At 44.0% G+C, this 14,830-nt stretch carries 15 protein-coding genes; 3 read left to right on the forward strand and 12 right to left on the reverse strand.

Annotation, left to right across the window (positions count from 1 at the left end):
• Positions 1-84: 84 nt before the first annotated feature.
• From ACVFI8_RS01890 to ACVFI8_RS01905, 4 genes are all read right to left on the reverse strand, one after another.
• Positions 85-1,503 (reverse strand): lipopolysaccharide biosynthesis protein, encoded by a 1,419-nt coding sequence (locus ACVFI8_RS01890; RefSeq protein WP_457872872.1) that lies wholly within the window; start codon positions 1,501-1,503, stop codon positions 85-87.
• A complete protein-coding gene (locus ACVFI8_RS01895) occupies positions 1,490-2,455 on the reverse strand; it encodes a glycosyltransferase family 2 protein (RefSeq protein ID WP_457872873.1) in 966 nt (321 codons plus the stop codon). The genes ACVFI8_RS01890 and ACVFI8_RS01895 overlap by 14 nt, the downstream gene beginning before the upstream one ends.
• A complete protein-coding gene (locus ACVFI8_RS01900; RefSeq protein WP_457872874.1) occupies positions 2,452-3,459 on the reverse strand; it encodes a glycosyltransferase family 2 protein in 1,008 nt (335 codons plus the stop codon). The genes ACVFI8_RS01895 and ACVFI8_RS01900 overlap by 4 nt, the downstream gene beginning before the upstream one ends.
• Before the next feature lie 152 nt (positions 3,460-3,611).
• Entirely contained in the window at positions 3,612-5,003 is a 1,392-nt protein-coding gene (locus tag ACVFI8_RS01905) for an O-antigen ligase family protein (RefSeq protein ID WP_457872875.1), read from the reverse strand.
• Between the two features lie 70 nt (positions 5,004-5,073).
• Between ACVFI8_RS01905 and ACVFI8_RS01910 the strand changes: the two genes are divergently transcribed.
• Positions 5,074-6,018: a glycosyltransferase family 2 protein gene (locus tag ACVFI8_RS01910; RefSeq protein WP_457872876.1), complete on the forward strand. Its 945-nt coding sequence runs from the start codon at positions 5,074-5,076 to the stop codon at positions 6,016-6,018.
• Between the two features lie 104 nt (positions 6,019-6,122).
• Here ACVFI8_RS01910 and ACVFI8_RS01915 read toward each other — a convergent pair whose 3' ends face one another.
• The 5 genes from ACVFI8_RS01915 to prmB all read right to left on the reverse strand — a co-directional run bounded on the left by ACVFI8_RS01915 (position 6,123) and on the right by prmB (position 10,160).
• Positions 6,123-6,344, reverse strand: coding sequence for a hypothetical protein (locus ACVFI8_RS01915; RefSeq protein ID WP_248715135.1), 222 nt, complete (start codon positions 6,342-6,344; stop codon positions 6,123-6,125).
• A gap of 22 nt (positions 6,345-6,366) precedes the next feature.
• Positions 6,367-7,539, reverse strand: a complete 1,173-nt coding sequence (locus ACVFI8_RS01920) for an ATP-NAD kinase family protein (RefSeq protein ID WP_457872877.1) — start codon at positions 7,537-7,539, stop codon at positions 6,367-6,369.
• A complete protein-coding gene (locus ACVFI8_RS01925) occupies positions 7,536-8,048 on the reverse strand; it encodes an elongation factor P hydroxylase (protein WP_248715133.1) in 513 nt (170 codons plus the stop codon). The genes ACVFI8_RS01920 and ACVFI8_RS01925 overlap by 4 nt, the downstream gene beginning before the upstream one ends.
• Positions 8,049-8,136: 88 nt before the next feature.
• Positions 8,137-9,225 (reverse strand): chorismate synthase, encoded by a 1,089-nt coding sequence (aroC, locus tag ACVFI8_RS01930; protein WP_248715132.1) that lies wholly within the window; start codon positions 9,223-9,225, stop codon positions 8,137-8,139.
• 11 nt (positions 9,226-9,236) lie between these two features.
• On the reverse strand, positions 9,237-10,160 hold the full coding sequence (gene prmB, locus ACVFI8_RS01935; protein ID WP_248715131.1) for a 50S ribosomal protein L3 N(5)-glutamine methyltransferase: 924 nt from the start codon (positions 10,158-10,160) through the stop codon (positions 9,237-9,239).
• 62 nt (positions 10,161-10,222) lie between these two features.
• On the opposite strand from prmB, the gene smrB reads away from it, so the two are divergent.
• Positions 10,223-10,747 (forward strand): endonuclease SmrB, encoded by a 525-nt coding sequence (gene smrB, locus ACVFI8_RS01940; protein WP_248715130.1) that lies wholly within the window; start codon positions 10,223-10,225, stop codon positions 10,745-10,747.
• A 46-nt stretch (positions 10,748-10,793) separates the two neighbouring features.
• Here the strand turns inward: smrB and ACVFI8_RS01945 are convergent, their stop codons facing one another.
• Entirely contained in the window at positions 10,794-11,003 is a 210-nt protein-coding gene (locus ACVFI8_RS01945) for a DUF1107 family protein (RefSeq protein WP_248715129.1), read from the reverse strand.
• Positions 11,004-11,188: 185 nt separating this feature from the next.
• Complete coding sequence (gene sixA, locus ACVFI8_RS01950; RefSeq protein WP_248715128.1) at positions 11,189-11,653, reverse strand: phosphohistidine phosphatase SixA; 465 nt, start codon at positions 11,651-11,653, stop codon at positions 11,189-11,191.
• A gap of 156 nt (positions 11,654-11,809) precedes the next feature.
• Between sixA and ACVFI8_RS01955 the strand changes: the two genes are divergently transcribed.
• The gene (locus tag ACVFI8_RS01955; RefSeq protein WP_457872878.1) at positions 11,810-14,599 is read left to right on the forward strand and encodes an insulinase family protein; all 2,790 of its coding nucleotides are present in this window, start codon (positions 11,810-11,812) and stop codon (positions 14,597-14,599) included.
• A 22-nt stretch (positions 14,600-14,621) separates the two neighbouring features.
• Here the strand turns inward: ACVFI8_RS01955 and ACVFI8_RS01960 are convergent, their stop codons facing one another.
• Positions 14,622-14,819, reverse strand: coding sequence for a hypothetical protein (locus ACVFI8_RS01960; protein ID WP_248715126.1), 198 nt, complete (start codon positions 14,817-14,819; stop codon positions 14,622-14,624).
• Positions 14,820-14,830: the final 11 nt, after the last annotated feature.

The raw sequence follows: 14,830 nt of genomic DNA on the forward strand, positions 1-14,830 counted from the left end.
TTTAGACTCATAAAATCAATAACTTAAGATGGTGCAGGGACGCTATTCGCAAAATGAAAATTGACCAAGCCCAAAAAAGAGTGACTAAAAAGCGCTGCTTAATTGGCCCTGAGGCTTAACCACCCAAACAGAGCCAAGTATTAACCAGATAAGCCCGACCATAGGTAATAACTGCGCCCAAGCCACTTCCCCTACTAAAGGCAGCAGCAGTAACAGCATTAACGGTGGGATAAAGGCTACAACTAATGGAAACACTCGGTACTGTAAAGGCTGTAAGATTAAACTGATGATGGTAAACATGACAAAGCGCAGGGCAAATACACTGTTAGTGGCAGCAATTAGGCCCCATACACCCCAAGCAGGGATCAGTAAGTAGTACAAGCTTATCGCTAACACTGCAGACGCGGCGTTAATCCTAGGTAACCAAACCGGGCTGTTTGGCAAATAGCAGCCTATATCAGTTACCGCGGTAGCTAATTTAAAACCGACTGCCAGAAGCATCAGAGGTAACCAGTCAATCCCTGCTAGATACTCAAGCGGTAATACAGCCTTAAGTAATAAAGGTGCAAAACAAGCGGCGGATAGCAGCAGCAACATTATGGCTAACAACAAACGCTGATGAATAACCGTCACCTCCATTTGGCCATTCGAGTGTTGTAATACTGCAAAGCGGCGCGGTAACCACCAACTTTCAATCACGCCAAATGCCATGGCAGTAGCTTCAACCACCTTAATCATAATGGCGTATTGAGCTAAAGTCTCAGCGCCTAACCATTCAGCTAACAATAAACGGTCGAGCCCATGCATCACAAACAAGGCGAGTGACGCACCAATTAAGCAGCTTTGATAGCTTAAGGTTAATTTAGCTAATGCAAAATCAAACCTTAGCTTGATCTGCTCACGACAAAACCATACGCCCAAGCTAAGCCCAACAACGTTGGCCGCCACACTTGCTGATATCACCGCATTAATTCCCCAACCATGCTGCAGACCCCATAAGGTCACCGCAACTTGAGTTAGCGACTGAAGCACCACCAAATAAAAATATCTATCTGCTCTGCGCTCAATACGTAGCCACATCATTAAAGGTTGTAAAGCAATAGATAGTGCGACGACAGCAGCGACTGCAGCCAACTGCCACACGGTTAAACTGGCGAATAATTCAAAGGGTAGGAAATGTAAACTAAGCCCCACCAATACCGCGAGCAATAGGCCATAAGCTAAGCTAAGAACAAAAGACGAAGAGATTAGATTCGCTTTGGCCGCGGCATTTTTACAATCGGGGTAAAAACGCGGTAAGGCTCCAGCGCTAATCTCCAGTAAAGAACACAGCGAAAAAATCACCACTAAGCTTTCTAATAAGCCATAATCTTGCAAACTTAAGTAACGTGTAGTCACCGGCAACATCATTAGGCCGATACCTTTTTGCAAGATCATCAGCACCCCATAAACACCCATTTCTTTCAGGGATTGGCGCGCAGCTTTGATTTTATTCCACGGCATAATTGGCTCTCCCGGCACGAATGCGGATTAACCATAGAGCCCATTCACGGTGTTGCCATTTACAAAAACTACTCACGAAATAGTTATCTTTACTCTGCTGATAGCTTTCAGATAAATCATACTTCTCAATCAAATGCTGCGTGAAGCGCCAATAACACAGTAAATCAAACCAACTCACTTGAGTACGTAACTGTAAGTAAGCATGCCGACACAACATTTCTAAACATAAAGGAGCGGCTTTAGGTAACAAATCACAGTGTTCCATTCGTTGCATAAAATCACCGATGGAACACATCCGTGCATACAAACGAGTCTGATCAGCACCGGGTTTGCGGCAGATGCCGTCAAGGTTATGCCGATAGAAGTAAAACGGTTCATCAATATGTACAATTTTTTTCGCGAACAGTTCTGCCATATAAGAGAATATTTCATCTTCAAATAGCTCCCCTGCAGGAAATGCTATTTGGTGCTCATTAATAAACGAACGATTAAATAACTTATTACAGACCGAGGTATTTTCGCTGATATTGTTATGGGCGTAACACTCCAGCCCTTGATCTGAGAATTTACTAAAACCACAGCTTACCCAGTCGGCACTGTGTTGTTGCGCTTCATTTAATAGACGCAGATACATTTGGCTGTCTAGATAATCATCGCTATCTAAAAAACCTAGGTATTGACCGCGAGCGTGGCTCATACCAATATTTCTCGCTTGCGCCAAACCGACATTGGTGGTGAGTCTAACAATATTAATCGCTAAACTAGATTGCTGGGCAAACCGCTTAGCCAATAAGTAAGCATTATCTGGTGATGCATCAATAACAACAATCACTTCTATTGACCGCAAGCTCTGTTCTGCAAGGCTTTCAAGGCACTGCCACAAGGTTTGTTCGGTATTAAACACAGGCACTACAACAGAAACATCAGGCTGAGTATTTTCAATGATGCTCATGACTTAGCTCCCTGTGTACTTAAACCCATTGGCTGAATATAATCCAGCAACTGCTGCTGAGCTTGACGAGCCTTTACCCAATATGCCAACAAGATAATACGTGTCGCAGAGCCCCTGAATTTTAGGTAGCGGCTCACTTTATATTCTTCACCGGTATCAGTGCAGCGCGCTAATAGTTGGTACTTGCCCACTAGATGATCAATAAAACTAAAGAAGCCGACTAAATCAATCACAGAAATATGATAATAGAGCGCACTCAAAGCGTGGTTTGCTAAACACTGCAGTAATTCATCGGCATGTTTATCAATCGCCCCTCGGCGATCCATGTCAGCCAAAAACCTGGCCAGCATTAATTGTTTGTCGTAAAGATTAAAGCGCCCGTGGTTTTCACCGCGACATAATCCTTCAGGGCTCATCCGATAGTTGTAAAGCACTTGATTAACTTCAGCCAGATTTTCAGTCGAAAAACGCGCAGTGTAAGCAAACGGTTCATCTTCAAAAATGACGTTGCTATAAAAATTGATTTGTTTCGAAAGCAGATAAACACGGCGAAATAGCTTATTAGTTACAAAAGTGTCTTCGTAATACTCTTTAGTTGGAATGTTGTGATATTCAATGAGAGAGGCATGGGTCTCAAAAGAACGCATTTGACAACTGACGACATCAGCATTGGTATTGAGCGCTTCGCTGAACATCAGTTCAAACATGTTTGCTTCTACGTAATCATCACTATCAACAAACCCAATGTACTCACCTTGGGCCGATTGCATCGCGATATTTCTCGCCACCGAGACGCCGACGTTTTGTTCCAATACAATTTTTCGAAAACGCTCTGGGTATTGCAAACAATAGTTGCCTGCAATGACCGCACTGTTATCAGGAGAGCCATCAATAACCACGATAACTTCTACATGCTCAAGCGTTTGTTTAGCGAGTGAATCCAAACAACTGGCAAGATATTGCTCTGATTTATAAACTGGAACGATTATCGATACATTAAACATAGAGAAGTCCTCATTGCGGTTAACTGCCGTGAAGATGGACCAAGGTGGGCAGCGGTGATAGTTGCAATACAGCAAAAGCCAGACCACTAATTTTTAATCATGTATTTTCAATAAGATAAGCGCTAACACGGTAAGGTTTATAGCGTAGATAACTAGCGATTTGCATTCTGCAATGGTTGACGAAGTAATTGAGCGATAGCGACCACTAAGGCAGTGAATATATAGATTGGCCAAGTAAAACCTTGAGTTAAAAACGTACCAGAAACAAACGTGCCTAGTAGCCCTGCGAATACCCCTTCGGCACAAGCATATAAACCGGAGTGATGGGCAGACGCCTGCTTCATGAGAAATTGTAAGTTACCGTGAGCTAAACGGCAGATTTTGAACGCTAAGGTACAGAAAACCATAAAACCCAAAAATCCGGTTTCTGCCAACACGCCAAACCAAGTGCTGTGAACCGCATGGTTTTTACCGTCCCAATGCGACGAGAAGAAATAGTAGTTAGCGTAAAAGTTATCGATACCAACACCTGTTAGCGGATTGTACAAGGCCATCTTAAAGGCCGCTTGCCACGCATAAATACGCCCCATTGACGATTCATCGATTCCTGACTCAGCCGCCCCTCCCGAACTCCGTTCAGAGACCCCCGCTAATACAAATAATATCGGCATTGCCATTGCGGCCAAGCTGATGAGCAATACTTTGTTTTGTACCCGTCTCCAAGCAAACACCGCACTGATAGTAGCAATCCCTAACAAACCGCCACGGCTTTGGGTGGCTAAAATAGCCATAATAATAGCCACTGCACTCACTATGGCCAGCCAACGACTTATCCAACGACCAGGCTTTAAGCTAAATGCTACGGCGAAACCTAGCGGGAACAATAAGGTTAAGGCCAAATCGTTTGGGTCTCCCAACATAGAGCCCATCGAACGACCAATCGTCACCCGCGTTCCTTCAACCATCTCAATACCCGCAGCGGCATTTTGCAAAGCAACCATCGCTATCATAAAACCGCAGACAAAAAAGGCTATTGCAGCCTTAACAAAATCTTCTGGCTTACGCATCAACCATGCTATCGCCACTGTCATAAGAGCAATTTTGCTAAATACCCCATTGAAATACGCCATGGCTACCGGGCGACTGCTAGAAAAAATAACGCCCACAGCACACAAACCAACAAATGCCATCAACCAACTAAGCTCCTTACTCCAGTAAATTTGCAATTTGCGAGAAATGAATAAATGCCAGCCTAAACAGGCCAACGAACCCAAGGCTAATAGTTGCGGAATGCGTAAAACGTACAGGCTAGGAAAAGCCTCATGCAGGCGAAAAAATGAGAAACAAACAAAGCCAAGCACAATCCAAAAGGGTTGCTTGAACACCATAACCACGCAAAGAGGAATCAAGCCTAATACCAATGGAATCAGTAGATTAGGAAGCTTTAGCCAGACTAAGCCAGCGATTGATATTGTCAGTAAAGCCCACAAGATAGGCCTTAGGTTTTGCGTTGTGTGAGTACCATGGTTGCGGCTTCTGTTCATCAATTTATCTCTCTGGCATAAGTCATGCTTATGTAGCTACATAAGCAACCTCAATGCCAAGGACACCAACATGTCGAATCCAGTAGCAACTACACCTGTTTGCAGCGTGGTCATTCCTAGCTATAACTGCCTAGCCTATTTAAAACAGGCCTTAATTAGCGTTGAACAACAGCAAGTTTCAAATATAGAAGTCATTGTTGTTGATGATAATTCCAGCGACGGAACTTGGCAGTGGTTACAACAACAACAGATCAGCAAACCGCAATTACGCAGTATAAAGCTGTCGGGAAATGGCCCCGCCTATGCTCGCAATATTGCGATACAACATGCGAAAGCGCCGTTAATCGCTTTCTTAGACGCCGACGACACCTGGTTACCCGGTAAACTACAAAGGCAAATTAATTTTCATCAGGCATTTCCCGAGCTTAGCTTTAGCTTTACCGACTACCGCCACTTGGGTCCGAATGGCGAAGACCGAGGAACCTGTTTTGAATTTTGGCCTAACTATCGTCATTTAGTCACTCAAGCTAAGCGCTATCAAATAAAACATGATGCGGCATCCAGCTTATTTGCTGAAAACGTAGTGGGCACATCGACTGTAATGGCTTCACGTTCGGCTTTACTCGACTGTTTTGCCTTTGATGAGCAGTTACCCTCGGCAGAAGATTGGGATCTGTGGTTGAAATTAGCGCTGTCTGGGCCGGTGGCCGTCGCTAACTTTTGTGACTGTCAGTACCTCATGCGCGATGGCTCTGAAAGCAGTAAAAGCCAACTTAGAATCAAAGCGATGCATACCATTTATCAACGTTATGCGCCCAAAGTAGCCAAGCAATCAAGCCAAGCTCTCACTCAAGCGAAAGCGAGAATCGCCACCGCTGAAGCAGAACGGTGTAATGAAGAGCACCAGCGGCTGTCAGCGATTATAGCTAGATTAAAGGCATTGTTTCTTTCACCGAGTCGTCGCCGGTTAATTGAAACCTTAGCAGACACCCGTAACCTGATGCTGTTGCGATAAGTGCCGTTAAACCATTTGATGACCGAGCCAGCGAATCGCTCATAAGCAAATTATCGGCATAAAAAAAGCAAAGCCTAAGCTTTGCTTTTTATCCAGTAACCAGCTTATGCTACAGCGGCTACTTGCTTGTGGTTGTCAGCAAAAGTGATAGCGTCTCGCCATAACACTTCTACTTGTGACTGCATTGTGTCATCCGTTTCACCATCAAAGTGCGCATCTAATAAGGCGATATGCATTTGTGATTTTAAGCAGTGTACCATTGGACGATGGCTCAACTCGGTTTGAGTTGCAGCAACACCTAAATGATCTTTTAAGTATTGAACCACGTTTTTTGGTGGAGCATTTAGATTAGTGTCGTGACTGTTCAGATAAGTCTGTAGCAGAGTGACATAATTTTTGAGCATCGGTAACCTCATTTTCAGGGTTCGATACTCGATACATAATATAATCTCGGTAACCAGTAATTACCTTGATGCTTCCGGATAAATATTTATCCAGTTCTGTATCGCCAGTATCAACTATCAACGGGCGTCCATGCAAAGATTTAAGTTTAGTTTTAGTGGCTACGACTACGATGTTATCACGACCTAGTTTACGTATTACCGCAGGGCTAAGTTGCTGATTACCACGTCCAAATAAATGGCCTTGGCCACCTATTGGTGTAATCAATAGCTTTGTTACGGGGCTTATTCTATTTACCAGCTGTTCTGCGGTCAAATCCTGTTGTGCAATTTGGTGATCTTCGACCAAATCTACTCCCAAAAGAGTATTGGGCAGTGATAACTCCTGCATAATTGCATCTACCGTAGAGCCTGAGCCGGCGATAAATGGCTGGTCTTGCAGCATTTCTATCACTTCGGCGGCGATATCTTGTAAAACCAAGTCTTCAGACTCCATCCCACCTTGCTTAACAGCTTGTACATAACGAAGCTCGTCGGGAACGGTCATCTCTCCAAAGCACTTAGCTCTCACTTTACCTTGGCGAAAAGCCTGCTCGTCAATGTCCATCACGTCTGCCAGCTTTAAACTAAGCATTTCGCCCTTGACTAATTTTTCAATCACTAAGCCACTGGCTTTAGGTGTCACGCCGTATACCCCAGAGTGAATTTTACACCCTGCAGGAATGCCTAGGCAGTGAAGCTGCTCCCCCACCACATTAAGTACATCACGCGCTGTTCCATCTCCCCCAGCAAAAACAAGTAAATCAACGCCTATATCAGCAATGGCTTGAGCAGCCAACTGAGTATCCTTAGCACCGCTTGGCTCATCAGCTTGGTAGACGACTTGGTGAGCTAAGCCAAGCCTGACACATAATAGCTCCCCCATTTCACCAGAGGCAGTAAACAGTTCAACACTCCCCCTCAAATCAACCAAGCCCTGCAATGCTTGCTCTGCTCTAAGGTTGGCTTTTTTTACCGCACCTTTAGCTAAAGCCTGGTCAACTACCCCATCAGACCCCTTTAAGGCGACGCTGCCGCCAATACCTGCGATGGGATTGATTATCAAACCAAGTTTAATCATTGGGCGGCCTCATTAAGGGATGAATCAACCGTTTGTCTAAGGGCATCAATAAACAATTGCGCCCGCGGTGGAAAGCATGTTTGTAAATACGCCTGATATTGCTGTTCTACCGCTTTGCTAAAAGCATGGCGGTTGCTCTGAAAACCAGAAAGATTATCTACACTCACTTGAAACTCGCGACCAGCCGCTAAGGCAAAGGCATATTCAATGGCCTGAGGTTTCACTTCCACTTTTTCAAACTCGAGTTGTTGTTGTTGGTCACGACCATCGCCATTGTACCAATAACCATAATCTTCCAGTGTTCTTCGCTCGTCACCGGCAAGACACCAGTGAGCAATTTCATGTAGCGCACTGGCAAAAAATCCATGAGCAAAAATCACTTGGTTTTGTTCAGACATCGCTCCAGCAGGGAGGTATATTGGCTCATCGTCTCCAGCAACCAACACCGTGTTAAACTTAGCAAAAGTTCGGTTAAATAAATCAATCAATTGGCCAACATCGTCAAACATCTATTTACCCACAAGCACTCTGCGATTATCTGTCTAAAAAAAAGCCCCTAAACGTCACTGTTAGGGGCTTTAAAAGGCGTAGTTACGCTTAACGTAAAATAGGTGTGTCAGTGCTCACTGCACCATTTTGTCCACGTTGACGTAAGCAATGGTCCATTAATACAATGGCAAGCATCGCTTCGGCAATCGGTACCGCACGAATGCCTACGCAAGGATCGTGACGCCCTTTGGTAACGACTTCAACGGGCTTGCCAAACTTGTCGATAGTTTGTCCCGGCACAGAAATGCTTGAAGTAGGTTTCAAGGCGATATGGGCAATAACATCTTGGCCAGAAGAGATCCCACCTAAAACGCCACCAGCATGATTTGAACTAAAGCCTTCTGGCGTCATTTCGTCTCGGTGTTCACTGCCGCGTTGGTTAACAACCGCAAAACCATCGCCAATTTCAACCGCTTTAACCGCATTTATTCCCATCAGGGCATGCGCAATATCCGCATCTAAACGGTCAAACACCGGCTCGCCTAAGCCCACAGGTACCCGCTTAGCAACCACACTTAACCGTGCACCAATCGAGTCACCTTCTTTTTTTAAGCCTCGCATAAACTCATCTAAGTCTTCAAGTTTGCTGGCGTCGGGGAAGAAGAATGGGTTTTGCTCAATTTGGTCAAAATCAATGGTTTCAGCTTTAACTGGGCCTAATTCGCTCAAGTAGCCATGAATTTCAACACCATGTTGTTGTTTCAAGTATTCTTTAGCAATAACACCTGCAGCAACACGCATCGCGGTTTCACGCGCTGATGAACGGCCACCACCGCGGTAATCACGAGTGCCATACTTTTGATGGTAGGTATAGTCAGCGTGCCCAGGGCGAAACATATCTTTGATGTTAGAATAGTCTTTTGAACGTTGGTCGGTATTCTCGATCATTAAACCAATTGAAGTACCGGTGGTTTTACCTTCAAAAACACCCGCCAAAATTTTAACTTGATCGGGTTCACGACGCTGAGTGGTGTAACGAGATGTACCAGGTCTGCGGCGATCCAAATCTTGTTGAATCATCTCTTCAGTGATGTCTAGACCCGGTGGGCACCCATCAATAATACATCCTAGTGCGACACCATGGCTTTCACCAAAGGTGGTCACTCGAAAAAGCTGGCCAATACTGTTTCCTGCCATCAACTCTATCCTTACTGTTTAAATAGCGAGCCACAAGCAAGCAATTGCTCACGACTAATAATGAATACCCCATGCCCACCATTGGTAAACTCTATCCAAGTAAATGGTACATCTGGGAACTGCTGCTGCATATGCACTTGGCTATTGCCAATTTCTACAATCAATAAACCTTGAGGGTTTAAGTGCTCGGCTGCATCAGCCAAAATTTTCTTAGTTAGCGCTAATCCATCAAAGCCCGACGCCAAACCTAGCTCTGGTTCGTGCATGAATTCATCAGGTAAGTTGCCCATATCTTCAGCATCAACATAAGGTGGGTTACTTACAATTAAATCATAAGTTTGGCCGTTTAGCGCCGTTAATCCGTCTGAAAGTATCGGGGTGACCTGCTGCTCCAAACCATGCCCTTGAATATTAATTTCTGCCACTGCTAACGCATCTTCAGAAATATCTACAGCGTCTACTTCTGCTTCAGGGAAAGCGTAAGCACAGCCAATGGCGATACAGCCACTGCCGGTACATAAATCCAAAATCCGCTTAGGTTCTTCAGTTAACCATGGCGAAAATTGGGTTTCTATTAATTCTGCGAACGGAGAACGCGGCACCAACACGCGCTCATCAACATAAAATTCTAAACCAGCAAACCAAGCTTTATTAGTAAGGTAAGCAACAGGTAAGCGTTCTTGAACCCGTTTCACCACCAACTCCACCAATAAACTGCGCTCTTGACGAGTTAAACGTGCATGCCGCACCGCTGGATCAACATCCAAAGGTAAATGTAGGCTAGGTAGGATAAGCTGCACGGCTTCATCCCAAGCATTGTCTGTTCCATGACCATAGAAAACGCCTGAAGCATTAAATCGACTCACCGCCCAGCGGATCATATCTTGTATAGTATGTAACTCATCGATTGCTTCTTCGATAAATATCTTTTCCAATTTGGCCTCCAGATTAAGTACAATCACCCAATTAATGGCTTCAGGCACAACTGATAATAAAGATGAAAAAACCTACTGACGAAGATTTCGCTGCTTTCAAAGAAGCACTCAAAGGCGTTCGCCAGATAAAACAAGATAAAATAAGTCTTGAGCCTGCTCGAATCAAGCAAAAAAGCCAACAAAGAGAAAAACAGCAAAAAGCAGCGCTAAATAATAGCCAGTTTTTCTTTTCTGATGAATACCATCCATTGTTGCCCGATGAAGGCCCGATGCGCTGGCAAAGTGATGACTGTGATCCCTACGAATTAAAAAAGCTGAGAAGGGGTGATTACGAGCCAGAGATTTTGTTAGACCTACATGGCTTAACGCAACGGCAGGCAAAACAAGAAATAGCCGCGTTAATTATAGAATGTAAGCAACAACATTATCACGTTGCTTCTATCATGCACGGGCATGGACAACAGATCTTAAAAACCAAAGTTCCACAATGGTTAGCACAGCACCCGCAAGTATTAGCTTTTCACCAAGCCCCTAAAGGCCATGGAGGGTCAAGTGCCCTACTGGTTCTAATCCACTCGCCAAACTAAAAAACCACTGTTAAAAGTGGTTTTATCGTTCAAGTAACCAGCAAAACTAGGCAGCTTTGTTCCTAAATTGATCAATTTTCTGATTGACTTCAGCAACCGTTTGTCGATGTTTGTTGGTTTTGTGATTAGGTAGCGTTTCTAGCTTACCGTTTTTGAATTCGTAAGCCCCACGTCCCTGAATATACAAACGTCCCTTAAAAAACGCTTTGACATAACGGGCAATTTTGACAGGAGAATAGCGCGAAAATATTTTCATAAAGTATGTCCACTACTTGTTGCGACGCAGACATACTACTAGGAGATTTTCGCTAATTCTAAAGATATTGTGTCCAATTCAGCGTTCCGCGAAGGAGATCTCAAAAGCACAAAAAACTGGGAACCTTTTCAAGCTAGATTAAAAATCCAACTTTTCTGTAGAAGATGAAGTAAAAAACCAAGTATTTACAAGCTTACCGGATGTAGCAAAGAGATAAATCTGTTTTCAGGCGCCACCTCGACTTGCGCGACAGCTGCAGTACTGAATAATGGTGCACCAGCATCTGCCGCCAAACCTTCCACTAAATACCCCACCAAAGGTAAATGTGAAATCACCAGTAAATTCGCATTTGGCTGTTCTAGCGCAAGTTCACTAATTAAGCTCACCACAGCGGCTTCATCACCAGAAGGAGTGAGTTCAGTCATTTCAACGATGTTAGTTGCTTTAGGTAATACAGCGGCTAAACCTTGCCAAGTTTGCTGAGCACGTAAATAGGGGCTAACCAATACGTAATCAAGATGTTCAATTTTTCCGGCTAAATAAGTCGCCATTTTAGCCACCTCTGTTATGCCAGATTGATTTAAACTTCGGTCACTATCACTAGCGGCAAACATCTCGGCTTCGCCATGACGCATGATAAAAACTTGCATATTGTCACTCTTCTATTTTCGTTGATAGTGGAAAGCAGCTTATATTACGTTTTTCGCAGCTAATTTAATTGATATGCAACAAAACTTCCATCAGAGTTTGCAAGACCTGAATAAGCAGCTGATAATCATTATATCTCTTTGATAAAGGATACGACCTTGCGTACCAGCCCTAATGATCCGAAACACTATCACAACATAACATTAGACAATGGTCTTAAGGTGCTTTTGATTCAAGACCAAGACGCCCAAAAGTCGGCAGCCTCATTGGCGGTAAATATTGGTCACTTCCACGATCCAGACGGAAGAGAGGGGCTCGCTCACTTTCTTGAACACATGCTGTTTTTAGGGACTGAATCCTATCCCGTCGCAGGGGAGTATCAATCCTTTATTAACCGTCACGGAGGCAGCAACAACGCGTGGACCGGTACAGAACATACTAATTTCTATTTCGATATTGAAAATGACTGGTTTGACGAAGCCTTAGATCGCTTTAGCCAATTTTTTATTTGCCCATGCTTCAATCCAGAGCTAGTCGACCGTGAACGCCAAGCCGTAGACTCCGAGTACAAGCTAAAACTAAAAGATGACGTACGTCGCCTCTATCAAGTCCACAAAGAAACGATGAATCCGGCCCACCCTTTTAGTCAGTTTTCTGTGGGCAATTTGGATACCTTGAGTGACACCCAAGACGCCACTATCAGAGATGACTTGATCGACTTTTATCAGCAGCATTATTCAGCCCATTTGATGACCTTGGTACTCATTAGCCCTCAAGCAATCGACAGCCTAGAGGAATACGTGGTTCAATTATTTAATGCTGTTCCGCGAGTAGCGGTAAAAACCTATGATTTTGCACCACTGTATTTAGCTGAGCATTTAGGCTTAGAGATTCACATTCAGCCGGTAAAAGAACTTAAGAAACTCACTTTATCATTTGGCTTTGGTAATATGGACCCCCTGTATAGGATCAAGCCGCTCACCTATATTGCTCATTTATTAGGGTACGAAGGCCCTGGTAGTTTAGTGGCCTTATTGCGCCATGCTGGGTTAATCAATTCAATGGCAGCTGGTGGGGGAATTAGTGGCAGTAATTTTAAAGACTTTTGCATTAGCTATAATCTAACCGAAGAAGGGCTAACTTGTATCGACTCTATTATTGATGCCAGTTTTTCCTACTTAAAGTTAATCCAAAACCAAGGCTTGCAAGCTTGGCGCTACAGCGAGAAGCAACAAGTGTTCGAGCGCGCTTTTCTCTATCAAGAAAAATCTCGCGCTATCGACCTCGTTTCACATCTGTCGGTCAACCTTCAGCATTATCCGGCTGAAGATGTGATTTATGGTGACTATGCGATGGAGCAATATGATCAAGCCTTAATCGAACAGTGTTTAAAACAGCTGTCGCCTGATAATTTAAGAATTACCATCGTTTCTGCGCAGCAGCCATGTAATAAAATAGCCAAGTGGTACCATACCCCCTACTCGGTCGAGCCGATAGCTAAACAGCGCTTAGATCGCTGGCGCCAACCGGCAAAGCTCGACAGCTTGCAATTACCCAGCAGCAACCCATTTCTGTCATTTAATACCACCCCTTTAGTCGAGGTGGACGACCAAGAAGCCCAACCAAGATTGTTGTACGACAAGCCTGGCTTCCGTTTATGGTTTAGTAATGAACCCGAATTTAAAGTACCTAAAGGCCATCTTTACGTTTCGGTAGACTCCGCCTACTCGGTTGCCTCGGTGAGAAACATCGTTTGCAGCCGATTAATGGTGGAGCTGATGTTGGACCACCTCAGTGAAATGACCTATCAGGCCGAGATTGCCGGTATGTCTTATCAGTTATATTCTCACCAAGGTGGCTACACGCTGCACTTGTCAGGCTTTAGTGATAAACAAATCTTGCTGCTTAAAATGATCATGAATAATCGTTTATTTGGCCATTTCGAGCGTAAGCGGTTTGGCATAATAAAACAGCAGTTGAGCAAGCACTGGCAAAACCAAATGCAGGTGAAGCCTATATCGCAATTATTTAGTGAATTGACCTCGCTATTGCAACCCAACAACCCGCCACCAGCAGAATTACTAGAAGCTTTAGAAGATATTCAGTTAGAAGACATGCCTGATTTCGTGGCAAAGCTTTATCAAAATATTCATATCGAAATGCTGGCGTATGGTAATTGGGCTGAATCAGAAATTCACCAACTGGGCGACTTTATTCAACAAGAAATTTCACCTGATTCAAGTCCATCCAAAGAAACACCGCGCAAACTTGTCAGCATCAAAGATCAGGCAACCCTCCTCTATGAAGTAGACTGTAAGCAAAGTGATTCAGCCTTGATGGTTTACTTTCAAAGTCGTGATCTAAGCCCTGAAAGCATTGCACTATTTGCCTTAAGTAACCACATCATGACTTCAACGTTCTTTAATGAACTGCGCACGAAACAGCAGCTAGGCTACATCGTTGGTACCGGTAATTTACCGTTAAATCGACACCCCGGCATCATATTTTACGTTCAATCTCCGCATGGACAACCTCAAACATTACTCGATGCAATCAATGACTTTTTGGATGCTTTTCCAGTACTGATGTTTGAACTGAGCGATGCTCAGTGGCAGCAAAGCAAACAAGGTCTCATTGCCCAGATCCTTGAACGAGAAAGTAACATGCGTACTCGAGCACAACGATTTTGGGTGAGCATTGGCAATAAGGACCACAACTTCAATCAGCGACAACTTGCCGCTAAACGAATTGAACAATTAGAGCGCCGAGATTTGGTCAGATTCATGATGAGTTTAAAAAGTAAACAACGAGACAGGATAGTTGTATACAACTATGGCGGAACTGATTTACAACAAGGGCCGCTAAACACCCACCATTTAGAGACCGGGCATTACATCAGTGATCGCACAGACTTTCAACGCCAAGCAAAACTGTATAGCTACAATTAAAGTAGCAGCCTAGGCGTTGTCTTTACGCTTGCAAACAAGACTCATTAAATCCTTGGCTACGTTTTAAGTTAAGTTTCTGATGCGTCCACAACAGTGGTATACATATCGGTCCAAATAACAAGCCGGCAATGGCCCAACGCCAACCTGGCAATGAAAATTTGATGGCTTCAATATAGAAAAACAAGCCAAACAATAACGACACCAACAAAAGCCAAAACATACTACTAGCCC

The organism is Agarivorans sp. MS3-6 (genome assembly GCF_054112545.1).

Excerpts from the sequence above, each read along its gene's own strand:
- ACVFI8_RS01890 (WP_457872872.1), bottom strand. The coding sequence starts at position 1,503 with ATGCCGTGGAATAAAATCAAAGCTGCGCGCCAATCCCTGAAAGAAATG.
- ACVFI8_RS01895 (WP_457872873.1), bottom strand. The coding sequence starts at position 2,455 with ATGAGCATCATTGAAAATACTCAGCCTGATGTTTCTGTTGTAGTGCCT.
- ACVFI8_RS01900 (WP_457872874.1), bottom strand. The coding sequence starts at position 3,459 with ATGTTTAATGTATCGATAATCGTTCCAGTTTATAAATCAGAGCAATAT.
- ACVFI8_RS01905 (WP_457872875.1), bottom strand. The coding sequence starts at position 5,003 with ATGAACAGAAGCCGCAACCATGGTACTCACACAACGCAAAACCTAAGG.
- ACVFI8_RS01910 (WP_457872876.1), top strand. The coding sequence starts at position 5,074 with ATGTCGAATCCAGTAGCAACTACACCTGTTTGCAGCGTGGTCATTCCT.
- ACVFI8_RS01920 (WP_457872877.1), bottom strand. The coding sequence starts at position 7,539 with ATGATTAAACTTGGTTTGATAATCAATCCCATCGCAGGTATTGGCGGC.
- ACVFI8_RS01925 (WP_248715133.1), bottom strand. The coding sequence starts at position 8,048 with ATGTTTGACGATGTTGGCCAATTGATTGATTTATTTAACCGAACTTTT.
- aroC (WP_248715132.1), bottom strand. The coding sequence starts at position 9,225 with ATGGCAGGAAACAGTATTGGCCAGCTTTTTCGAGTGACCACCTTTGGT.
- smrB (WP_248715130.1), top strand. The coding sequence starts at position 10,223 with ATGAAAAAACCTACTGACGAAGATTTCGCTGCTTTCAAAGAAGCACTC.
- ACVFI8_RS01945 (WP_248715129.1), bottom strand. The coding sequence starts at position 11,003 with ATGAAAATATTTTCGCGCTATTCTCCTGTCAAAATTGCCCGTTATGTC.
- sixA (WP_248715128.1), bottom strand. The coding sequence starts at position 11,653 with ATGCAAGTTTTTATCATGCGTCATGGCGAAGCCGAGATGTTTGCCGCT.
- ACVFI8_RS01960 (WP_248715126.1), bottom strand. The coding sequence starts at position 14,819 with ATGTTTTGGCTTTTGTTGGTGTCGTTATTGTTTGGCTTGTTTTTCTAT.